22 protein-coding genes and 3 pseudogenes are annotated in these 22,199 nt (G+C 48.5%); 11 read left to right on the top strand and 14 right to left on the bottom strand.

Going from position 1 to position 22,199, the window contains the following annotated elements:
* Positions 1-223 precede the first annotated feature (223 nt).
* Together JVX88_RS11850 and JVX88_RS11845 are read right to left on the bottom strand one after the other, a co-directional pair.
* Positions 224-1,240, bottom strand: a complete 1,017-nt coding sequence (locus JVX88_RS11850) for a zinc-dependent alcohol dehydrogenase family protein (protein ID WP_211627489.1) — start codon at positions 1,238-1,240, stop codon at positions 224-226.
* Between the two features lie 137 nt (positions 1,241-1,377).
* Entirely contained in the window at positions 1,378-2,355 is a 978-nt protein-coding gene (locus JVX88_RS11845; protein WP_211627488.1) for a hypothetical protein, read from the bottom strand.
* Positions 2,356-2,397: 42 nt separating this feature from the next.
* On the opposite strand from JVX88_RS11845, the pseudogene JVX88_RS11840 reads away from it, so the two are divergent.
* Positions 2,398-2,883, top strand: a pseudogene (locus JVX88_RS11840) (guanylate kinase); the annotation flags it as partial.
* Between the two features lie 6 nt (positions 2,884-2,889).
* Complete coding sequence (rpoZ, locus tag JVX88_RS11835; protein ID WP_211627487.1) at positions 2,890-3,171, top strand: DNA-directed RNA polymerase subunit omega; 282 nt, start codon at positions 2,890-2,892, stop codon at positions 3,169-3,171.
* Positions 3,172-3,236: 65 nt separating this feature from the next.
* Here rpoZ and JVX88_RS11830 read toward each other — a convergent pair whose 3' ends face one another.
* Complete coding sequence (locus JVX88_RS11830; protein ID WP_211627486.1) at positions 3,237-4,976, bottom strand: electron transfer flavoprotein-ubiquinone oxidoreductase; 1,740 nt, start codon at positions 4,974-4,976, stop codon at positions 3,237-3,239.
* Positions 4,977-5,100: 124 nt separating this feature from the next.
* Positions 5,101-5,655, bottom strand: a complete 555-nt coding sequence (locus JVX88_RS11825) for a Uma2 family endonuclease (protein WP_211627485.1) — start codon at positions 5,653-5,655, stop codon at positions 5,101-5,103.
* Between the two features lie 186 nt (positions 5,656-5,841).
* Here JVX88_RS11825 and lpxD point away from each other — a divergent pair, with 186 nt between their 5' ends.
* Positions 5,842-6,669: a UDP-3-O-(3-hydroxymyristoyl)glucosamine N-acyltransferase gene (lpxD, locus tag JVX88_RS11820; protein ID WP_211627484.1), complete on the top strand. Its 828-nt coding sequence runs from the start codon at positions 5,842-5,844 to the stop codon at positions 6,667-6,669.
* A gap of 80 nt (positions 6,670-6,749) precedes the next feature.
* Entirely contained in the window at positions 6,750-8,972 is a 2,223-nt protein-coding gene (locus JVX88_RS11815; protein ID WP_211627483.1) for a hypothetical protein, read from the top strand.
* 61 nt (positions 8,973-9,033) lie between these two features.
* Here the strand turns inward: JVX88_RS11815 and JVX88_RS11810 are convergent, their stop codons facing one another.
* Both JVX88_RS11810 and JVX88_RS11805 read right to left on the bottom strand, forming a co-directional pair.
* Positions 9,034-9,291, bottom strand: a complete 258-nt coding sequence (locus JVX88_RS11810) for a hypothetical protein (RefSeq protein ID WP_211627482.1) — start codon at positions 9,289-9,291, stop codon at positions 9,034-9,036.
* A gap of 161 nt (positions 9,292-9,452) precedes the next feature.
* The gene (locus JVX88_RS11805) at positions 9,453-10,172 is read right to left on the bottom strand and encodes a DUF2459 domain-containing protein (protein WP_211627481.1); all 720 of its coding nucleotides are present in this window, start codon (positions 10,170-10,172) and stop codon (positions 9,453-9,455) included.
* A gap of 341 nt (positions 10,173-10,513) precedes the next feature.
* Here JVX88_RS11805 and JVX88_RS11800 point away from each other — a divergent pair, with 341 nt between their 5' ends.
* Both JVX88_RS11800 and JVX88_RS11795 read left to right on the top strand, forming a co-directional pair.
* A complete protein-coding gene (locus JVX88_RS11800) occupies positions 10,514-11,566 on the top strand; it encodes a restriction endonuclease subunit S (protein ID WP_211627480.1) in 1,053 nt (350 codons plus the stop codon).
* Between the two features lie 239 nt (positions 11,567-11,805).
* Positions 11,806-12,177 carry a helix-turn-helix domain-containing protein gene (locus JVX88_RS11795; RefSeq protein WP_211627479.1) on the top strand — a complete coding sequence of 124 codons (372 nt, stop codon included), beginning with the start codon at positions 11,806-11,808 and terminating at the stop codon, positions 12,175-12,177.
* Positions 12,178-12,242: 65 nt separating this feature from the next.
* Here JVX88_RS11795 and JVX88_RS11790 read toward each other — a convergent pair whose 3' ends face one another.
* The gene (locus tag JVX88_RS11790) at positions 12,243-12,662 is read right to left on the bottom strand and encodes a hypothetical protein (protein ID WP_211627478.1); all 420 of its coding nucleotides are present in this window, start codon (positions 12,660-12,662) and stop codon (positions 12,243-12,245) included.
* Between JVX88_RS11790 and JVX88_RS11785 the strand changes: the two genes are divergently transcribed.
* The 3 genes from JVX88_RS11785 (at position 12,662) to fumC (ending at position 15,177) form a co-directional block, all read left to right on the top strand.
* Positions 12,662-13,126, top strand: a complete 465-nt coding sequence (locus tag JVX88_RS11785; protein ID WP_263975506.1) for a rhodanese-like domain-containing protein — start codon at positions 12,662-12,664, stop codon at positions 13,124-13,126. The two genes, JVX88_RS11790 and JVX88_RS11785, sit on opposite strands and share 1 nt — an antisense overlap.
* Before the next feature lie 41 nt (positions 13,127-13,167).
* Entirely contained in the window at positions 13,168-13,674 is a 507-nt protein-coding gene (locus JVX88_RS11780) for a hypothetical protein (RefSeq protein ID WP_211627477.1), read from the top strand.
* Between the two features lie 120 nt (positions 13,675-13,794).
* Positions 13,795-15,177 (top strand): class II fumarate hydratase, encoded by a 1,383-nt coding sequence (gene fumC, locus JVX88_RS11775; RefSeq protein WP_225931389.1) that lies wholly within the window; start codon positions 13,795-13,797, stop codon positions 15,175-15,177.
* A gap of 226 nt (positions 15,178-15,403) precedes the next feature.
* Here fumC and JVX88_RS11770 read toward each other — a convergent pair whose 3' ends face one another.
* The 6 genes and pseudogenes from JVX88_RS11770 to JVX88_RS11750 form a co-directional block, all read right to left on the bottom strand.
* A complete protein-coding gene (locus tag JVX88_RS11770) occupies positions 15,404-15,559 on the bottom strand; it encodes a hypothetical protein (protein ID WP_211627475.1) in 156 nt (51 codons plus the stop codon).
* A 65-nt stretch (positions 15,560-15,624) separates the two neighbouring features.
* Positions 15,625-16,563, bottom strand: a pseudogene (locus tag JVX88_RS11765) (IS5 family transposase); the annotation flags it as partial.
* Positions 16,564-16,575: 12 nt separating this feature from the next.
* A complete protein-coding gene (locus JVX88_RS38275; protein WP_225931387.1) occupies positions 16,576-16,758 on the bottom strand; it encodes a transposase in 183 nt (60 codons plus the stop codon).
* Positions 16,759-17,084: 326 nt separating this feature from the next.
* The gene (pstB, locus tag JVX88_RS11760; RefSeq protein ID WP_035996902.1) at positions 17,085-17,909 is read right to left on the bottom strand and encodes a phosphate ABC transporter ATP-binding protein PstB; all 825 of its coding nucleotides are present in this window, start codon (positions 17,907-17,909) and stop codon (positions 17,085-17,087) included.
* Between the two features lie 196 nt (positions 17,910-18,105).
* Positions 18,106-19,026, bottom strand: a complete 921-nt coding sequence (gene pstA / locus JVX88_RS11755; RefSeq protein ID WP_211627474.1) for a phosphate ABC transporter permease PstA — start codon at positions 19,024-19,026, stop codon at positions 18,106-18,108.
* Positions 19,027-19,097: 71 nt separating this feature from the next.
* Positions 19,098-19,604 carry a PstC family ABC transporter permease gene (locus JVX88_RS11750; protein WP_263975505.1) on the bottom strand — a complete coding sequence of 169 codons (507 nt, stop codon included), beginning with the start codon at positions 19,602-19,604 and terminating at the stop codon, positions 19,098-19,100.
* Between JVX88_RS11750 and JVX88_RS11745 the strand changes: the two genes are divergently transcribed.
* Entirely contained in the window at positions 19,587-20,222 is a 636-nt protein-coding gene (locus JVX88_RS11745; RefSeq protein ID WP_211627473.1) for an ISAzo13-like element transposase-related protein, read from the top strand. The two genes, JVX88_RS11750 and JVX88_RS11745, sit on opposite strands and share 18 nt — an antisense overlap.
* A gap of 299 nt (positions 20,223-20,521) precedes the next feature.
* Here the strand turns inward: JVX88_RS11745 and JVX88_RS38270 are convergent.
* Positions 20,522-20,702: pseudogene (locus JVX88_RS38270) on the bottom strand (IS701 family transposase); the annotation flags it as partial.
* A gap of 136 nt (positions 20,703-20,838) precedes the next feature.
* Between JVX88_RS38270 and JVX88_RS11740 the strand changes: the two are divergent.
* Complete coding sequence (locus tag JVX88_RS11740) at positions 20,839-22,128, top strand: IS5 family transposase (RefSeq protein ID WP_211627472.1); 1,290 nt, start codon at positions 20,839-20,841, stop codon at positions 22,126-22,128.
* Positions 22,129-22,199: the final 71 nt, after the last annotated feature.

Genomic DNA, 22,199 nt, shown 5'->3' with positions numbered 1-22,199 from the left:
GAGAGCCACAGATTAGATTATGACACTAGACCAATTAATCGTTATTTTACAGGAAATAGGTTGAATCTATACGCCTAGAGCCTACCCGAAAACCCCGTAGAAGATCTTGAATGACAAGAGTTCTATCGAGTTTCGGATAGGCATGTAATGAACTCATTCATCAGCCAATGATTTCGACAGACATTGCCTATGAATGAGTATTGCTTGTCAAGCTTGAACAGCACTACGAATTGACATGGATTACAATTTTACCAAAATGAGCTTTACGCTCCATATGCTCAAGTGCAGCTTTGGGTTCTTCAAATGAGAAGATTCGATCGACCACTGGGCGCATTCGAGTGTGATGAATGGCACGATTCATCGCCTCAAACATCTCGCGACTCCCGACATAAATGCCTTGAACACAAATGCCTTTATGTAGGATTGATACAGTGCTGATTTCTGATTTGAACCCTGTGAGCACTCCAATCAGACTAATATGACCACCGTAGCGCACTGCCCGTACTGATTGATTAAGAGTATTGGCTCCACCCACCTCAATGACTCGATCTACACCAACTCCATTGGTCAATGCTGAAATCTTTTCTCCCCAGTCTGCAATAGCATTGTAATTCACACTTTCGAGCGCACCCATCTGCATCAAACGCTCCACCTTGGCATCATTACCCGATAAGGCAATGACTCGGATGCCCATCAGCTTGGCAAACTGAAGCGCGAACAGGGATACACCACCAGAACCGAGAATTAACAGCGTATCCCCTGCTTTTAATTTTCCATCAGTGGTAAGAGCATTCCAGGCAGTGACCGCAGCACAGGGGAGGGTTGCTGCTTCTTCATCAGTCAAATGGTCTGGAATGTGGACAACACCCGTTTCAGGCAGTGCAACATATTCAGCCAGCATACCATCCACCGAACTACCGCCCAGCGCAGATTTCGATTTTTCTAGGCTAAACGGTCCCTCAATCCAAGCCTGCATAAAGATGCCTGCCACTCGATCGCCCACTTTGACCCTTGTCACACCTGCGCCCACAGCCACGACTTCTCCGACACCATCTGAAAACGGAATAAATGGAGATTGATACGAGCTATACGCACCTTTAACAACTAGCAAATCACGATAGTTGACCGATACTGCTTTCACTTTCAACAGCACGTATCCATCTTGCAAATCGGGTTCTGGGCGTTCCACAAGGGTTAAAGCATCTAATCCCTCTTTAGCATGAACTTCCCAAGCTTTCATGACGAACTCCTTCAAATTCAACTTGTGTGCTTGATACGTCTTTGTATTTCCAAATAGAAAGACTGATCTAGAGACCAATTAAAACCTGACATCCACCGATAACGTCACTGAACTCAACATGATTTAGACACCAATTGCTAAACCGGTTGAAGCATGGATTGTAGAATGCTAAATCGCTGGTCAATGATAAATCGGTGAGAATGGATAGTGAACAGATCGTCTGCTAACATCTCCAGGTCCCGGGTTACTATGCTGTTTCTCACACGTTGAAGCAGGTTTGTCCATTCTTCAAAACTCATTTTCTCGGCACAGAGAGGGGAGTGCTGCGCCGCATTAAGCAGTCGCTTTCCCCATTCAATGAGCGGATGGTCGATATCAACTGGTAATTGCCGAATGTGATCAAGCTGATTGATTAGATCCGCGCAGCAAGATTGATCTTGCTGTTGAACTGCTTCAAATAAAGCAGAGCGCAGTAAATTGTCAGATGCAGTAATACATTCTTCAAAATACAAGCGATCAAGCCGTGCGAGCAACGCAGCCGCTTGTCCTAATATGCTTTGTTCAGCTTCATCCCGAATTTTCAAGATGGTTTCAATGTTATCAGGTTTGAAGGGACCATGAAATCCAGTTTGATAGTCCATGTAGCGCAAAATTTGTGCACCTCCAACACCAACGCCATCTACCCCTGTATAAACCGCCTTAGGGAGATGGTGGAAGCGGAAGCCTGCCGAAAAGTAGGTTAGTAATCCACGCTCATGAGCCGTGTGAACTAACTCAACAGCTTCCGCATGTGAGAGTTGTTCTAACACACAAATACTCGGATAGCTATTGGCTGTTCCGTCCCATGTTACCTTGTCAAACCCACCTTGCGCTGCCAACTCAATCCCTAATTTTGCAATTGCCATCCGTTGTCGGACCCAAATAGCCTTGCCCTGATGCTTGCGGCGGGTTTCTTCCCGATCGTCCAAAATAGGTGTATTGATATTGAGTGCGGCAGAGAACACCTGAGATGTTTTATCTCGTCGGGTTGCACCGATCAGACACTGCATGAATTGAACTGCTTGGGTTGCAGTCATTCCCTCGATCGCAATCTTGCATTCGGCTAAGCCATCCATAAACATAGCAGTGCACGCACTTGAAAAGGTGGACGCGATTATTTCTATATTTCTGAGACTGCATTCCGGCAAAAGATCGCAAGCGGTGAATTTCTTGAATACGCAGAGGTTCACGGCAATCTTTACGGTACCTCTCGGATCCAGACCGAGCGGAAGCTCGAAACCGGACAGGATGTGATCTTGGAGATCGACGTCCAGGGAGCGATCCAGGTAATGGAACGAATGCCGGATTCGACGGTAAGCATTTTCATAATGCCCCCTTCTTTTGAGGTTTTGAAAGCCCGCTTGACCGCACGGAATACGGAAAGCCCCGAAGACCTTGCTCTCAGGTTAAAGAATGCACACGGCGAGGTACAGGAATATCCCCGATTCGATTACGTGATAATAAATGACGAAATTTTCTCAGCCTCGCGCAAGCTCGCCTCCATATTACTTGCCGAGCGTCAGCGCACGAATAGACAAACTGACCAGATCCGTTCTATAATTGGAAGTTTCGAGCGATCGAAGCACACTAATTCCGGAGAATAGCGGCAAATGATGTCAGACGATGTGATCCTGCAAGACGAAGAAGAACTTGAAACACCGATCGAGGAGATCGATCCTCCGGAAATTGATTCAAAATATCGCTTGATCCTGCTTGCCGCGCAGCGTAGTAAGCAACTTCAGCGTGGCGCTCTGCCCAGGATCGATGCAGACACGCGAAAACAGAAACCTACTCGAATTGCTTTGAAAGAGGTTGAAATGGGCAAGGTTAATTTCCGCTTTCTCGATCAAAGTGAGAATGGTGATACACCGCCGGAAGTTGCTGCTGAATAATTTTTTTTCAGAGCTATCAGAAACTGCAAAGCCGTCTTACATGTTGTGTACGACGGCTTTTTCATCTACATCCCTTTATAGTTTGGTCCGCCGCCGCCCTCAGGAGTTACCCAATTGATTATCTGATACGGATCGGCAATATCGCAGGTCTTGCAATGTACACAATTTGAGAAGTTTACCTTTATCTCCTTCCGCCCGGTCGTTGAGTTATCTTCCATCTCATAAACTGCAGCCGGGCAGAAACGCTGACAAGGATTTCCGTATTCCTCTGCACACTTTGTGGCGCAGACCTCAGGATCAAGGATCCTTAGATGAGATGGCTGATCTTCATTGTGAGCGACGCCGGCGTGGAAGACGTCAGTTATCTTGTCGAAAGTAAGCTGTTTGTCGAATGCGACGTTCCTATAGCGGTCACTCTTTAAATGGTCGTTAGGACCGAGTCCCTTTTTGGCGTCGTGTTTGAAATTACCATTAAGTTCCTCCATCCGAAGATGTCCGGCAATGTGATGTTCTTTCGGCATCGCACCCCAGGCAAGCCCGCCGGTAAGGAACTGCAATCCGGTATTGATCAATGCGGGCCAACGTCCTTGTTGGAAAGCTGCGTGGAAATTCCGAACCGGATATAATTCATCATAGATCCAGGACATATTCACCTTCTCGGAGTAATGCTTTAGATGTTTTGATGAGAAATCATCATGTGCCAACGCATCGACGATCGTTTCGGCAGCGAGCATACCCGATTTCATTGCCGTGTGAATTCCTTTGATCCGCTGTCCGTTTAGAAATGACGCCGTATCGCCGACCAATAAAACGCCGTCGGAATAAAGTTTCGGCATCGTCCAATAGCCGCCGGCATTTATCGTTTTCGCCCCGTACTTGATCATTTTCCCCCCACGCAGGATCTCAGCGATCTTCGGATGCGTTTTGAATTTTTGGAACTCTGCGTGCGGATCGATCAGCGGATCCTTGTAATCCAGCCCGGTCACGTAACCGATGCTGATCACATTATTTTTCATTCCGTATATCCAGCCGCCGCCGTAAGTCTGCGTGTCTGACGGAAATCCAAGCGTATGCACGACCTTTCCTTCCTCAAAATTCCCTGCCGGAACTTCCCACAATTCTTTGACGCCGATTGAGAACACTTGAGGCTCTTTGCCTTCCATCAAACCAAGCCGTGCCATCAATTGTTTCGCAAGGGAACCGCGCGAACCCTCGCCAAGCACGGTTACTTTTGCAAGCAGATCGACACCGGGCTCAAAGTTATCTTTCGGGTGGCCTTCTTTGTCGATACCTTTGTCGCCGGTTCGAATGCCGATCACGCGATCGTTCCCATCATAGAGCACCTCCGATGCTGGGAATTCCGGGAAAATATTTATACCCTCTTCTTCGCATTTTTCGGCAAGCCATTCACACATCTTAGAAAGGCTGATGATGTATTTGCCTTTGTTCTTTAGCGGTGGCGGAACTATCGGGGCATTGATGGACCGATTTTCGGTCAGGTACCAAGCAGCATCTTCTGTAACGACGGTATCGACCGGACAGCCTTGTTCGAGAAAATCTGGCATTAATTCGCGTATCGCGATCGGATCCATAACAGCACCGCTCAATATATGAGCTCCAACAAATGGGCCCTTTTCGACGATACCAATCTCTATCTCGCCGATCTTATTTCCCTGTTTGAAGCCTTTCTCGATAAACTCGTCGTGCTCGGCTATCTTCTTCTTAAGCCAAAGGGCTGCTGCCAGATTTGCCGGTCCCGCACCGACAAAAACAACGTCCATCTCGATCTGTTCGCGTTCGATCATAATTACACCCAAAGCCGGATAGACCGGCAAAGATATTGAAAATGAATGAGTATTCAGTTATGACGAGTATAGCAGAAATGTCGTGGGAGACACATAGGCTAGGTAAACGAACCAGATTAAAGCTTTAATTCACAGCATTTGAAGCAAAAACGGCGGGCCTTGCTTTTACATTTGAATAGATCTCCTGCAATGAAAGCTTGCAGCCCACCGAATCCAATGAGACCACATCGTCGCGTTCGTTATAGATGCGATAGATCCACTGCTTTTGATTTTGCCGCGCATAATGCTCTACGCGCATTTCGTCCTGTTTCAGCAGCAAGCATTCCTTTATACTCGGCAGTTCTAAAAAGCTTTCAAGCTTATTTGTTTTGTCTGCCGAGTTCGTTTCGTTCGAGAATATCTCGATCATCACGGTCGGATTTAGCAGCATATCGCAATCGGAATCGGCAAATGAAGGTTCACCTGAAACTATCGCGATATCCGGATAGCAGATCAGATTATGCCGCAGCTTTACACGCATATTTCCGATGTAAATCTCTGTCTTGTGGCCGTGTGAACGGCTTCCGATGCCGATCGCGGTGTTCGAAACCAATAAATTATGCTGCCGGTTGGAACCTGAACGGCCGATCACCCGCCCGTTCACAAAATCATTTCGCGTCGCGCTCTGTCGTTCTGCCATAATGTAATCTTCTGCCGAGCTAGTCCTGTGTTGCGGATGTGTGGACCTTTCACTCATACTTCTATTCGAGCTCCTGTGTGGATTCAAATTTGTTTTGTGGGCAAAAACGGTGGGCGTTTTGCTTGCGCTTTTGGGGTTGAGTGTCTAGTGTGGCATACAAGATAAAGTTTAATCAAGGAAATTGTTATGAAAGTTTCTGAGCTTGCGGAAAAGACCGGTTCGGTCGTTGAAAATGCTGCGGCTGACCTTGAGATCACGGGTGCCGCCGGGCTTGATATTGCGGGCGAGGGGGACGTAACCTTCCTTGCAAATCCGAAATACACACCGCAGATCAAAGACACAAAAGCCTCGGCTATCTTCTTGAATGAAGGCGTCGATACAGGCCGCGAAGACATCACGATACTTCGTGCAAAGAATGCTTATCTCGCATACACGCGAGCACTTCGGCTTTTTCACCCCGACAAACCTGCAAGTCCTGGTGTTCATCGGAAAGCCGTGATCGACGAATCTGCTGTGGTCGATGAAACTGCGGAGATCGGTGCGAATGTTGTGATCTCAGCGGGATGCAAGGTGGCGAAAGGTGTGAAGATATTTCCGAACGTGACACTTTATGAGAATGTTTCGATCGGTGAGAACAGCGTGATCCATTCCGGCGTTTCGATCCGTGAGAATTGCGAGGTCGGTGCACGCTGCATCATCCACAACAACACGACCATCGGTTCCGACGGCTTTGGTTATGCAAAGGACGAAGAAAAACATTGGCTGAAGATACCTCAGGTCGGCCGCGTTGTGCTTGAAGACGATGTCGAGATCGGTGCGAACACCGCCATCGACTGTGCATCGGTCGGCGAAACGCGGATCAAACGCGGTGCGAAGATCGACAACCTCGTCCAGATCGGCCATTCGTGCACGGTAGATGAAGACGCGCTCATTTGCTCCCAAACCGGACTCGCCGGTTCGAGCGTGATCGGAAAACGAGTCATCCTCGCCGGTCAGGTCGGCATCGTGGCCTAGAGCGTCAGGTTGCTTACAAAGTCAAAGTACATTTTTACATTAAACTGCCCGTTGAATACGAAGTCGCTTTTCCCCACATTATGATAATCAGGCAGGAATCGGGCTATAGACGGCTCGATTTTTCTGAAGAAATCACCGGAATTGGCAGTCCGCTTTCCCACATCATTGCAGTGATCAATCGCATTTTATTTTGGGATATTCCGGCAATCAAAGATTATTTGCCCATTCCTGATGAGGTTCTGAATCATGATGAATCAGTGGGTGGTAGTAACCATAGCCCGGTCTGGTCCTACAGTTTGGTACGACTATACAAGTTTAGCGATATTGATAGAGCAATTCTTCAAGGAAAAAAATGTGAACAAGTTGCTGAATCACCAGTTGTAGCTTACGGTGAATTTTGTGGCTTTGATCTAGTGGAAGTTGCGGCAAACGCAGCGCTTCATGCCCGATTGAGGGTGATTCAACAGCTTGGAGTTGATCCTAAACAGTATCTCAAGGAGTTATGTTATCGAGTTGAAGAACGAGAAGCATTGATGCGAGCCAAGTCACGGCTTTCTGTATATCCATTCTCGCTAAGAGCAATGGAAGGAGAATTGGAACAGACGATTTTTAACAGTCGCTATCGCAGGAAGGATAAAGATTTTGCGTTCGTTAAGCAGGAGGAAAGTGCAATCTGGAGTTTTACTGCCTATGATGCCCATCTCGAAATTGCTGAAGCAAATTTGAAAGAAGGGCTTTACCGAGTTGCCAAAAAATATCTAGAAGCTGTTCAGGACTACTTTAGTCAAAATTCGATTGCGTTTTTGGGCAATGCTATCTATGCCAAATATCATTTCTGCCTATTTCGCTATGCCTACTTAAGTGATCTAGACGATCCAGAATGTCCTTATCCAGATCGCTATCAGGCGGTACGAGCAGCCGAGAGCCAGTTAGAAGAAGCACAGAAATGCCTTGATAGACGCCTAGAGAAGTACTGCAAGCTCAATGAATTGCCCCAAAGTAATTTTCATCCTCACTTTCATTTGCTGTCAAGGCTCTATGCCCACCAAGCTAAACTCTACATTTTCTTTCCAGCCTATACCAGAGAAGTTAGCCGGTGGAATTCGCTGCTAAAAGCATTACAGCTATTGGAAAAAGCCAGAATCTGTGCTGCACGGGATGGCGACCCCACCCTTTATGCCCAATGGTCAGCCTATCAAAGCTGGTGTTATTTAATGCTGGCTTATAGAAGTGAGCAAAGCCAGTTTCCTGACCCAGAATTTAGCCAAGACAAGTGCATTGATTGGGCAAAGCGATTAATTTCCCACGCGCTGCTCTGCTACTCTTCTACGGGAAAAACCTGCTATCAGCAAATCAAAGACAACGGTGGCAAAGTTACCGAGGATGAATATGATCCACGTCGCTCACAGTCTCAAGGTCCTGAAACACTAGCAACGGGAGAACCCAAGACTCGACCGATTATTGGGAAAAAATACTACGAATCTTACGGTAAAACCAAGGTGCAAATAGTGCCGCTAATTCAAGAACTAAGTGGCGAAAGCGGCAGAGATGCTCAGATCTACGATGTGCAAAACAATATGCTGAGTTTAGATATGTCGCTTCTCAAGGAAATTCGACCTAACGACTGGGATTCAGTCTATTTGTTCGGCAGCATCTCCAGCATTATTCTGTTTGCAATGGGAATGCTAGAACTTTGTGAGGAACTGCAAAATCGACAGCAGTTACTGCAGTCGATTGAACAGAAGGCACTGCGCATGTTTACCTACTGCTGGGCAATTGCTTCGGATGGCACTGAGCGCAACCCGGACAGTTCTTTTCCAGAAGATGCGATTGTTCTGGATCGAGTGTTTGAAGATGCGACCTTCAACCAATCAGGAGATTTGCTGTTACGCGGGCTATATCCTCATCGGCTAACTCAGTTTGCCGATCTAGGCAAAATTTTTGTGGCCGTGTGCAAACTGCTCTTAGTTATCTCTGATCCATCCGTAGAACGCTTTTACACAGGCGAAATTCAGCAATGGGACGAGGTAAACGAGTCGGTGAAAACTCACTTAGCTAAAATTGTCCAATTAATGGCAGAACTGCGCTCAAATAATAACTTTCCCACACCGGAAACGCTGGGGCAACAACGCTACAATGGGCATCTGGCTGAGCACTTTAAAAACATTGAGCAGTATTTTTCTCAACTGCTTGCACAGCTCAAATCCAAGCAGCTCAAATCTCTTGATATTATCGACAATCGCAATAAAATCGTGGCAAATATTTTTGAAATTATTCGCGGGTACAGCGATATAACGTCTTAGGTTAATACGTGAAGCTAAGGTATACAGCCACTACCTGGAGATTATTGTTGCATTCTTGAATTTAACGCTCAAACAGAACAATTTCCTCAATTATTTTGCTAATTCCTCTTCTATATTCCACCAAAATTTTACCGTTGTCTTTAATGCTCTTCTCACTTAAAAACTTATAGGTTCCTAAAGCATCTATAATCACAGCTTCTCTTTCTTCCATCGTAATATCCTGCTGTAAATCGAGTTGATTCTTTTGCCGCTTTATTTTCACAATTGAATCAACTATCCGATTGATTTGCTCAAATTTGAGCTTGGAAGGGGTTGACATAGTTGAATAGGGATTGAGTAGTGAGTTTTATAGATTTGCGTTTAGGAATGCCCTTTCGGGTCATACGATAGCTTAGCCAAAAAGCAGATTTTTTGGAAGTAGATAGGACACCCTTTCATAAATATTTTACTTTCGCGCCATTTGGAAGCGGTTTGCAAGTATCAATTCAGATTTGTCAGTTGTTGCTTTGTGATTTTGTTAGCTTGCGAACTCGTTGAGTATGGTTCAGCACAGGTTGGCTTTAGCACATGCATAGTTGCCACAGCATGAGCTGCCCATAGGGGAGTATCAGCACCGGCCACCTGCAAGCCTCTTGCTGTCCAATGGTTGCTGTTATTGAACAGCGAATAGGTACCCTTAGCCTCGTAGAAGGTAGCATTCAATTCTTTATCGGTTGTAACAAGGATAGGCTGATTATTAGCATCAGTTTGAAACGTTTGTTGAATGAATTCAATCAGCTTGAGATAATGGATTGCAGTCACCCCAATGCATTCGGTTTCGTAATGGCCAGGGAAACTAGAATAGCGCTGAATTTTGATGATCGACGCATTCGGCAACAGCAGTGCTCTAGTACCCTGAATCAATTGAGCAACCGATGAGCTGGGCGGATCTACGTACCAAGTTCTCTCGCCCCAGCCAACGCCCACATACTGAATAGTCTGATCCACCCCACTGAAGCGACCTCGCCAGCTATATAGCTGGTTTTCAGCCGGGATAATCAACATCGAATGGTAGCCAAAGCGCGCCATACAGACTCGATAGGCACAGGTTGCAGTAGCGTTGCCCTCACCTTTCCTAGGAGTAAATAGGCCAACTAACGCCACTAGCCCAATCGTCAACCCCGCCATTAAACAATAAGCAACCAATTGTTTTGATTTCATTGTGCTGAATTTGAGAGGGGCAGTAAAGTATGACACCACCAGTACAATTTTACCAAGATACTTTCCAAAGAATTTTATTTCAAGCGCAGAAAATCCCTGAAGTCCACAATGCAGGGGTAACCTTCTGGTCATTTTCTGGTCATCATTCATTGCTAAACACTGTTCTGTAACCAGAAAAAATCAGTTCTGTTTGGCTTCAATACAGCCTTTTTCAGGCTAGTGAAGTACGAAAAACGGGGTGCAGGGGCAGTGCCCCTGCGTGGGGGCAAAGCCCCCACACCCCCTGTACCTCACATGAGTGAAAAACGCTCTACTCTATTGCTTTGCTGGAGGTCTTCGAGATGGTTACGAATATCAGGGATCTGCAAGTTCGTGATGACTTTATTGTTACCATTGCTGGAACAGTCACCAATGTCCGTGAAGACGAGTTTCTGCTCCAGGACAGCACAGGGCAGATTTGGGTTGATGCCATCCGGCGAGGTTCGGGCACCATCGACCTAGCGATAGGCGAACAGGTGACCGTGACGGGGGATTTGGATGATCTGGAAGACTTCGATGCAATTCGGATTACTCGCGCAGATGGATCAGAGGTGATTGGGCAACCCCGCCCAGGAAACGGCAGACCAGGAAACGGTAGACCAGGAAACGGTAGACCAGGAAACGGTAGACCAGGAAACGGTAGACCGGAGAACGATCGCCCGGTTAACCTCAATGCTGCCCCGCAAGTGAACATCGGCAACTTGCAAGTACGTGATGATTTCCTCGTGACCATTACTGGCACTGTGACTCAGATTCGAGACGACTTTCAAGAGGGCCCTGGCATTCGCAACTGGCAGTTCACTTCGAGCGGAATCAAGCTCTTGAACGTAAAGAACATCGTCGGTGGCCGAGTCATTCTGGATAATTCCGACAAGTACATTTCCGTTGACGAGTTCGACCAGAAATACTCTCACTTCCTCGTTGAAGATGGCGACATCATATTGGCGAGTTCTGGCGCGACCTACGGAAAGAATGCCTACTTTCGTGACCCAGGCTATCGCGTCATCGTGAACACGAGCAACATCCGTCTTCATCCACTGGACCCGGCGAGGATTTTGCAGGGATATATCAAGTCCTTCCTTGACAGCCCGTTATTCAAGCAGCAAGTTGACCGGCTGATAACGGGCGCAGCACAGCCCAACTTCGGTCCTTCGCATTTGAAGCAAATACAAATCCCACTTCCACCGATTGAGGAGCAGGAGAGGATCGTGGCGGAGATCGAGGCGGAGCAGCGGCTGGTTGAGGCAAATCGCGAGCTGATCGAGCGTATGGAGGCAAAGATCGCCGACGTCCTCGACCGCATCTGGGGCACCGACGAACAGGCCGACGCGGCGGCAACATCCGCAAACGTCTAAACAGCCCACATCAAAATGTCTTGCGGGTTAATTAAATTGGCTCCATGTTTTTATGATATGGAGCCATTTTCGCATGTTTCGAACATTGAGTTTTATATTTCTCACATATATTCGCATATTACTAATACATAGTGGTATATTATTGATTGCTACTTTTATATTATTAACAGATAGTGGTATGTTATTAACACATAGTGGTATGTTATTGACCGTGGGTTTTATATTACGGATGGATGGTTATGCTAAAGGTTGATCTGAGGCGTATTTTTGCGGTTCGGGGTGTGCGGGAGCCTTTTAAGACGCTGCGGGGCTTGGGGATATCGCACAGCACGGCGTGGAACCTTTTGAATGGACGCGTGCGGTCGATCAGTTATCGGCATATGGAGCTGATATGCGAGCGGCTGAATTGCACGCCGAACGACCTGTATGCGTGGAAGCCGGACCGCGAGGGCGTTGATGTCGAGCGGCATCCGCTCAGAGGGCTGATGCGTGACGATAGCGCCGCCGATATCGGCAATATTTTGAACGAGGTCCCGCTCGATAAGCTAAAAGAGGCCCGCGAAATGCTCGCGAGCCTCCGTAACGGTGATCACTCGGAAAGTTCGGTTTGAGCTGCCGCTCCCGGGCATCGATCCTTGTTTGGTAAAGAGCTAAGCGGCTTCCTCTCTTATTGGCATCAGCTTTGTTTGGCTTCCATGGTAAATGTGTCCGAATAGTCTTTCAGCAGCTGTTTGAATTTGGCTGAGGCGTCTTTATCCGCGGCCATCTTTACCATATGTTTGATGGAAGCCTCTGTAAGAGCCCTCATATTATTGGTTACGCTTTGCTCCAGCTTTTTGCGGGTATCTTTTGAGACCTGAAAGCCGACCGCTCCTTTTATCTCGTTCCATTTGGCCGTTAGCTGGAGTTTTCGTGCATCAAAGGCCTTTTGCGCCGCGTCAACCCCGCTGGCGCTTGGGTCTGCATTTATCTTTTCGATCATCTCCTTTGTGGTGCCATCAAATTCTTTGATAAATGCGTTAACCTCTGCATCCTTGCTGCATCCCGCCGCAAAGCACGATAATGTAAGTATAGTTATCGGTAAATATGATCTCATTGTCTTTCCCTCTTTTTCATTTGTTACTCGGTCAGGCGACCCTGAAGAAAAAGACGCGGCAAGCAGTGAAATGGGACACGATCTTTATGAACCATTCAGCAGAATTCCTTGCAATAGTTAGTGATGCGCGCTCCAGGATCAAAGAAATTGACGTAGCCGAAACCGCAGATCGAATTGAACGCGGAGCGGTACTGATCGACGTCCGTGAAGATAGCGAATGGACTTCGGGCCATGCCTTAGGGGCTGCTCACATTGGCCGCGGCGTTATCGAACGCGACATCGTGCAAACATACCCCAATAAAGAAACGGAAATGATACTTTATTGCGGAGGCGGTTATCGTTCGGCTCTGGCGGCAGATATGCTGCAGAGGATGGGTTATACGAACGTTTGGTCTTTGGCTGGGGGATGGAAAGCGTGGAAAGAGGCCGGATTGCCTATGGAGAGCAAGGAGTCTAAGAATTGAGGTATTCCTGAATCGTCACGTTTGGTTTTGAAGGAGTTTATATGGATTGGACGTACTTTCATTTAGCTCTTAACCATTTTCCGGTGATCGGGGCCATTTTTGGAGCGATCATCCTAGGTTGGGGCGTTTTCCGACGCAATGATCCAGTATCGAAAGTAGGCCTTTGTCTGGTGGTCTTTACGGCGATGATTGCGATCCCAGTGTTTCTTACAGGTGAGCCTGCGGAGGAAACTGTCGAAAATCTTCCGGGCGTCGTGGAATCACTCATCGAAAATCATGAGGACTTCGCAAAATTTGCGCTGATCGCGGCTTTGATCAGCGGCGTTTCGGCGCTTATCACCCTGGTTTACTTATCTCTAAAAAAGGAAAACGGGTTGGGCAGGGGATTGCTTTTCGCAACCTTAATCTTGTCGCTTATAACCGTCGCGACGATGGGATGGACCGCCAAGCTCGGCGGTGTTATAAGACATACTGAGATCAGAGGCACCGGAACAACCACAGGGCCACCAGATACAGAGCAGAAACGCGAGAATACAGATGACCACTAGGTCATTCCGTTCATAAATCAACACCTGCCGTTTATCCTTGGCGGCGAAACAATATGTGGGTTTTTTCCGCAGGGCATCTCGTGGCAAAATCTTACTATGTCAGAAGCAGCAGAAAAAAGAATGAAAACACGTATCGAAACTGATTCGATGGGCGAGATCGGGGTGCCCGCGGACGTTTATTGGGGGGCTCAGACACAGCGTTCGCTAAAGCATTTCAATATCGGCAATGATGTGATGCCCCGCGAAGTGATACGAGCTCTGGGGATATTGAAAAAGGCCGCGGCCATCACCAATTTCGAGCTCGGTAAATTGCCCGAGGATAAGATGAAACTCATTTCGCAGGCCGCCGATGAGGTGATCGAAGGAAAGCTGGACGCTCATTTTCCACTCCGCGTATGGCAGACGGGCTCAGGCACTCAGACCAATATGAATGCCAACGAGGTCATCTCGAACCGCGCGATCGAGATTGCAGGCGGCGAAATGGGCTCGAAAACGCCGATCCACCCGAACGATGATGTAAACAAGTCGCAGTCGTCGAACGACACTTTCCCGACCGCAATGTATATTGCTGCGGCTGAACGCACGACGGCACTCATTCCGGAATTACGTAAAGTTTCCGACGCCATAAAGGCGAAGGCAAAAGAATTCGAAGGCGTCGTAAAGATAGGCCGGACGCATCTGCAGGATGCGACGCCGGTTCTTGTGAGCCAAGAATTCGGCGGCTGGGCAAATCTGATCGATCGCGATATCGAGAGGCTCGAGATGGTTTTGCCGGGACTGATGGACCTGGCGATCGGCGGAACTGCTGTGGGAACCGGGCTGAATTCACACCCTGAATTTGCTGACCGTGCCGCGGCAAAGATCGCCGAACTAACGGGATTGCCTTTCCGGGCTCACCCTGACAAATTCGCCGCATTGTCGGCACATGACGAGGTCGTTTTCGCTTCCGGCGCACTGAAAACGCTGGCCGCGTCATTGATGAAGATCGCCAACGACATCCGTTGGCTGGCCTCGGGCCCGCGATGCGGCATCGGAGAGATCACGCTGCCGGAAAACGAACCGGGCTCGTCGATCATGCCCGGCAAGGTCAATCCGACGCAGAGTGAAGCGATGACCATGGTCGCGGTTCAGGTAATGGGCAACGACGCGGCGATCGGCTTTGCGGGTTCACAGGGTAATTTTGAGCTCAACGTCTTCAAGCCCGTAATGATCCATAATTACCTGCATTCCGTCCGCCTGATCCATGATGCTTGCCACGGATTTGTTGATTATTGCATCGCGGGGATAGAACTCAACCGCGAACAGATCGACAGGTATCTGAACGATTCATTGATGCTGGTTACCGCACTTAATCAGCACATTGGCTACGATAATGCGGCGAAGATAGCCAAACACGCGCACAAGAAAGGAACTTCGCTGAAAGAAGCTGCCTTTGAGCTTGGCCTTCTCACCGCGGAACAGTTTGATGAATGGGTCGTCCCGGAGGCTATGACGCGTCCTTAGCATTGCAGGAAACTCCGGTCAACTCAATCGCGGAAGCGGCTGAGTTACTGCCCTGCCAAGCAATAACGAACGAGCCTGCTCAAAAGCCTGCTCCGCTCTTGCCTTCGGCGCCCAATGGCTAGCACAGACATAGACTTCTTAAAACCACCAACTCAGGCTACCCATCCAATCAAAGCAATCCCTAAAGTATGCCGAGGTAGTATGGCGCTGTCAACTTGTTCAGACCTTAGGCAGAAAGCACTGCCTCTAACGGCACCAGCCCAGAAGGGGCAGGCTCAAACGCCTCCACCTCTAAACCAGGATTAGACCAACTTGGCAAAGCTGCCGGACTAACCACCCGCAAATTGACCCAAACTGTATAGGAATCTGAAGTTGCCGTCACAATGGATTCCTTGCCGGCCTGAGCCAACTTCCAAGCTAGATCGTCGTCCCTGAAAAATACAGTGGTCAAGCGGTCAATTGAGCAGGACTAAGCGCAGTTGAAGCCAAGAAGCGACAAAGCTTTCGTAGATTGAAGCCACAGCCAGACAGAAGTGCATTGAGTCGATCGCCGGTTTGCCCCTGCAAATAGTTCCGTCCGAGGGCATGATCATGTTTGGTATGACCAATGATCGGTTCAATGGCACTGCGCCGCTTGAGCAGACGTTTGAGCAATTCTGAGCGTTTGCGTCTATCGCAGATGAGAAGTTCTACATCTGGTGGATGATGGTCTTGTCCTCGAAATCCCTGGTCAACCAGCACTTTTTGGGGCTTGATACCACTCAGACGCTCGACTTGAATCAGTGCAGGTTTGAGAGTTGCTCCATCATAGGGATTGCCGTGATGGGCTTCGATGCCGACAATCCAATTGCTGAGCGCAGTCGTCACCACTGCCACTTTGCAGCCGAACTCGTAGCGTTGATGCGCTTTGCCCTTGGCAATACATTCGGTTTCGGGAGCATGAAGACTGTAGCATTTGTGGGAGTCTTGTTTTTGCTGTTGGTAAATTTGTTTAGCCCGTTCCAACAAAGACTGCAATGCCTGGGGAATCGGAACAAGTTTACGCTCAATATCACGAATCACTCGTCCTAAAAATGTCCGCAGTTTCTTAGTTTGTTTTTGTGCCCGTTGTCCTTGACGAGCCGCAGCATAGCGACTCTGCTTGAATAGCGCCTGCTTGCCCAATCGAGCATAGCTTTGCCGCAGTTTGATAGCATGGTCTTTAGCGACTCGCACCAGGGCACGACGAGCCTTTTCATACAGTTTGGCATCGGTAGGAAAGGCGATGGCTTTGGGTTGAACTGTCGTATCTACCGTGACTCGTTTCAGTTCATTTTTACTGAGCGCGTGCTGTGCTATTGCTGTTCTCAAGACTTGTTTGAGAAGTTTCTCCACTCCCTCTACTCCAACTCGTTTGCGCTACTTCACCAAATTGCTCGGATGACAGGGTAATTCATGTTGAAAGAATTGTTCTCCATAGAAGTATTGCCAGTAGGGATTTTCTGTCCATCTCTCCACCACCGATTCATCGCTTTCGTCATACATCGCTTTCAGGTAGTGCAACCCGACCATCAAGCGAGTCGGCAACGCAGGACGACCCACTTCAATGTTTTGATTACTAAACTCTGCCTCAAAATAGTTCCAATCTATTGCACCCGCTTCACCAAAGGATGGTCACTTTTCAGTAGGGGCGCAAGCGGTGTTTCTGAATCAGCGGGAGAAGATTGGCTCATGCTTTCACCAGCTTTTGCAGCTTTTAGCCCAGTTTCTGGCAATTCTATCATGCCCTGCGCAGGCTGTAATGCCTGTCCTACTCTGCTTCTTGAGTTTTTCAGGGACGACTAGATAGGCAATGTAGAACGAACACAAAAAACACGAAGAATTGCTCTCCGTGTTGTCAGTTGAGATGGGTAGGTAGGGCAAAAGCTTTAACCGAATCGACCGCTGACGTAATCCTGAGTAGCCTGCTGTTTCGGCGCATTAAAGATACTTTCGGTGCGGTCATATTCCACCAAATAGCCGAATCGGCTGCCGCTGTCACCTGCCTCTGCGTTGAAGAAGGCCGTATAGTCTGCCACACGGGATGCTTGCTGCATATTGTGAGTCACAATCACAATCGTAAACCGCTGTTTGAGGTCATGCATCAGGTCTTCGATACGCAAGGTAGAAATTGGATCAAGCGCAGAACAGGGTTCGTCCATCAGGATGACTTCTGGTTCAATGGCAATGGTGCGAGCAATACACAAGCGCTGTTGCTGACCACCGGATAGGGACAAACCGCTTTCCTTAAGCTTATCTTTGACCTCATCCCACAGAGCGGCACCTCGCAGTGAACGCTCCACCAATTCATCCATATCGCCCTTATAACCATTGATACGAGCACCAAAGGCAATGTTGTCGTAGATGGATTTGGGGAACGGGTTGGGACGCTGGAACACCATACCAATCCGACGCCGCACTTCCACAGGGTCCACCTTCGGGTCATATAGATCCACACCCTGATAGGTAATTTTTCCTTCAACGCGGGCACCTGGAATCAAATCATTCAAGCGGTTGTAGCAACGCAAGAGCGTACTTTTACCACAGCCCGAAGGTCCAATGAACGCAACGACCTTGTGTTTAGGAATGTCTAGGAAAACGTTGCGAACGGCCTGGAAGGAGCCATAGAAAATCGAAACATTTTCAGTGCGAATAACAATGTCGCCAGCAATAGAGTTGTTAATCGCATCTTGTTGAATAGAGGGATTCGTCATAAAGGATCAGGGGTAACTTGACTATGGTTTTGAGAGCAATTTGAAACAGATTTAGCGGAATATCCTAGTCAGCTTGGCGAACTGTGGGCTGTCAATCGAATTGTAAGCAGATCAGTTGAGTGAAACTTCCTACAGGTGAGCTAAACCAATTGGATGAGGCAAGCCACTGAGTAGACTACGTGAACTGTTGCGCCTCCTAGTAAACCTTGCGGCTAGTCAGGCTACGGGCCAAAATGCTGACGGTCAGAATCAGCAAGACTACGATCAGTGCAGCGGCCCAAGCCAGTTCGTTCTGATTTTTGTAGGGGGCGATTGCGTAGTTGTAGATCAGCACCGAGAGCGTCGCAATCGGTTCGCGTAGGCTGCGAGCGTCAAATTGGTTGAACAGAGCCGTAAACAAGAGCGGTGCTGTTTCACCAGCAGCCCTTGCCAAGGCTAGCGTTACTCCAGTGGCGATAAAGGGCAGAGCCGCGGGAAGGATCACATTAGTGACACCCTGGAAGTTGGTTGCTCCAATGCCTACCAGTCCTTGCCGCACTTCTCTAGGAATCGACTTCAACCCTTCTTCTGCTGTGCGGATAATAATTGGCACCATCAGCACCGACAGCGCCACACCACCGGCAATCGCCGAAAAGGTACCCATCAGCAGCACCACCACCCCATAGGCAAATAGACCGGCAATAATCGAAGGCACACCGCTGAGTACATTGGTGCAGAATCGCACAAATTGAGATAACTTGTTGCCCTGCCCAAACTCTACCGTGTAAATTGCCGTCAGCACCCCAAACGGAACGCTGATCAGAGCACCAATTAAACAGGTAACTAAGGTGCCAATAATGGCGTTGCGGAAGCCTCCTCCATCGACCAGCGGCGGCGGCGGCAATTCGGTAAATACGGAGGGAAAATCTTGCAGCAGGCGGCTGAGGCCATTCTTTAACAGCATGAACAAAATGGAAGCCAGCGGTAACAGGGCAATAGCAACGCACAGCATTACCAAGCCCGTCATGACTTTGCCAAATAACTTGCGCCCGGATGTAACTCCCTTGTCAAACTCGCCGGTTGCAATGTCGTAGGGGTTGTCATTTTGAGGACGACTGGACTGATTCGGTGAACTCATAGGGTAAAACAGGTACAGGACTCAGGTTCAATAAATCTGCCAGTTGAACAATCAACTGATCGCTCAACCGCCTACTCCACTTGCTGAAAGCGACTAACAATCACTTCGGCCAGCATGTTAACGATCAGCGTCAAAATCATCAAAATCAGAGCCTGATAAAACAACGCAGACCGCTGAAGGCCGCTGGCTTCTCCAAATTGGTTAGCAATCAAAGCCGAAATAGTAGAAGCGGGGGCAAACAAAGACACATTCACCCGGTTGGCATTGCCGATCAACATAGCGGCGGCCATCGTTTCACCGAGTGCCCGACCTAGCGCCAGCATTACTGAGCCGATAATGCCCGATAGTCCAGCGGGTAGCAAAACCTGCATGATTGTCTCCCAGCGGGTTGCTCCCAACCCATAAGCCCCCTGACGCAACTGGGGTGGCAGCGAAATCAGCGAATCACGAGAGATAGCAATGATGGTAGGCAAAATCATAATCGCTAGCACCAACGCCGTGGCAAACATCTGCCGGGTTGAAGGCGGGGTAGAAAAGAAAGGAATCCAGCCAAGAGCATTGTGAATTCCCTGAAGCAAGTCAAGATCGAGAATCTCGCGCGCAATGGCAAAGCCCGGACATTAGAGGCAAAAAAGGCAGATGACCACGATAACGAATGGCAAGCGGTGTTGATTCCGTTCGGCATTCTCAATTTGGATAATGACGAGTTGTCGATTTACCTAGGGCAGTCTGCAGAAACCAGCGATTTCATCGTCGATTGCTTAGATTGGTGGTGGCAAGACAATCAGGCTCTTGATCCTGATGTTGAGGAGTGGGTGCTTAATTTAGATGGGGGTCCTGCTACCCGTAGTGACCGCACTCAGTTCATCAAACGCATGGTCGAATTGTCCAAGACCATTGGTCTGAGCATCAGACTCATTTACTACCCGCCGTATCACAGCAAGTACAATGCAATCGAACGATGTTGGGCGGCGTTAGAACATTACTGGAATGGAGCCATATTAGATTCGGTAGAAGCTGCTGTTCAATGGGCAAGTCATATGAGTTGGAGAGCGATGGCTCCTGTGGTCTACTTGGTCGATGGCATCTATCAAAAGGGAATCAAGTTGCTGGCTGAGGAATTAGAACCTTATCTTCCCTTTTGGCAACGGTCTGAAACGTTACTCACGTGGGATGTTACCATTCTTCCTGCATGACCGGGGTGTTATTTAATCGCAAACCCCTTAACCTGTTGAGCTAATTCTGAGGTTGTCCAGGAATGAGCTGGATCTGTGTGTATCCAGTTTAACGCTTGACCGATGATTGGATCATTCAAAGCGAGTACCCCACTCATTTGTTTGTCTGGAGAATTCTGCATAGCCCTCTTTGGTCACTCTAAGCGGATGAAAAGATGCGTTGTAGATTCAACCGATGCCCCAATGGACAGATAAACGCATTCATCTGCGTAGCTGCTGGGCGCTCCAGGGAGATTTTCACAGAAGGTGATGTAAGCCTTGTTGTCGAGTCCAACTGCTTTCGTAATTGCGGACACTGATTTTCGTTTTATCTCGCTGATTAGCCCCAGATGTAAACTTAAGCGCTTCAAAGCTGCGCACGTCTGAACACAAATCCGCATAGAGTTGGCAATACTCATCGACAAAGCGAATCGTCGGTCGAGCTTCTCTGGAACCGGGCATAAGTTGTTGGGCACCCTAAACTCTAACTAGTTATCCCTGAAAAACTATCCAAAGCTAGACAGAACAAGGGTATCAGAGACTGAGCCAGGGTGTAAAATAACCAGGAAATGGAGTCAAGACAGCAAAATCTGGAGAAATGAGTCGTGGATTTCGCTCCAAAACAGGGGCATCCTCCAACCCTCAACCCTTACTCAAAGACCAGTTGAACCTGGAGCATCCATTGGTGAAACTGAGTCAAGCCATCGATTGGAGGGATTTGGAAGGGGAATTTGGTCACACCGTAAGCAGTGAAGGGGGGCGGCCCGCTCTACCGACCCGGTTGCTGGTAGGGTTGCACTATTTGAAAGCGCTCTATGGGGAAAGTGATGAATCGGTGGTCAGCAAGTGGGTAGAAAACCCCTACTGGCAATACTTTTGTGGAGAAGAGACCTTTCAGCATGAGTGTCCCTGTCATCCCACAAGTTTGCCCAAATGGCGACAGCGGGTAGGCATTGAGGGCGTGGAGAAACTCTTGGCGCAGGTAGTGCGAACCGCTATGCGGCAGCAAGCCTTGAAGCCGTCTGAGATTGCTAGAGTGAATGTAGACACCACGGTTCAGGAAAAGGCAATTGCGTTTCCCACCGATGCCCGGTTGTATGACAAAGCTAGACGAGCCTTGGTGCGAGTGGCCCGTCAGCATCAGGTCAAGCTCAGGCAAAGCTATGTGCGACTGGGCAAACATGCCTTGTTCTGGCAAAGTCGCTATGCGGCCGCACGGCAAGGTCAACGGGCCAAGCAACAGACCCGCAAATTGCGCACTTATTTGGGGCGAGTGATTCGCGACATTGAACGCAAAGTGACTGACCGACCATCAGAGTTGCAATCATTGCTGGAGATTGCTAAGCAAATTTACCAGCAACAGCCCAAAGATACGGGCAAACTCTACAGTGTTCATGCTCCTGAAACTGAGTGCATTGTCAAAGGCAAAGTGCACAAACGTTATGAATTTGGCTGCAAGGTGGTGCTGGTGACTACCCAGTTGAGCAATTGGATTGTGGCAGTGGATGCCGTGCATGGCAATCCCTATGATGGCACCACGTTGCGGGGAGCATTGATTCAAACTCACCGCCTCACGGCTGTCAAACCCAAGCAAGCGGCAGTGGACAAAGGCTTTCGAGGGGCGAACTATCATCCCGAGGATGTTCAAGTCGTGGTCGCAGGCACTCGCCAACCGACCACCACTCTCAAGCGGTTCCTCAGACGCCGCAATGCGATTGAACCGGTCATTGGCCATGCGAAACAAGATCATGGGTTAGGTCGCAATTACTTACGAGGCCAACTTGGGGACCGCATGAATGCGTTTCTCGCTGGCTGTGGATTTAATTTGCGCAAGTTGTTCCGATTCTTTTTAACAGCTCCTCTGATTCAAGCTTCCACGATCGCTTGAATTCGGTTTTTCAGGGACGACTATTTAGGAGGGGCTATTCAAGTTGAGTATGGAGATGGACGAACCTGTTT

The sequence above is a fragment of the Leptolyngbya sp. 7M genome (assembly GCF_018128485.1).
Note: the sequence above shows the minus strand (reverse complement) of the source record. Positions and strands in the feature narration are given on the sequence as shown.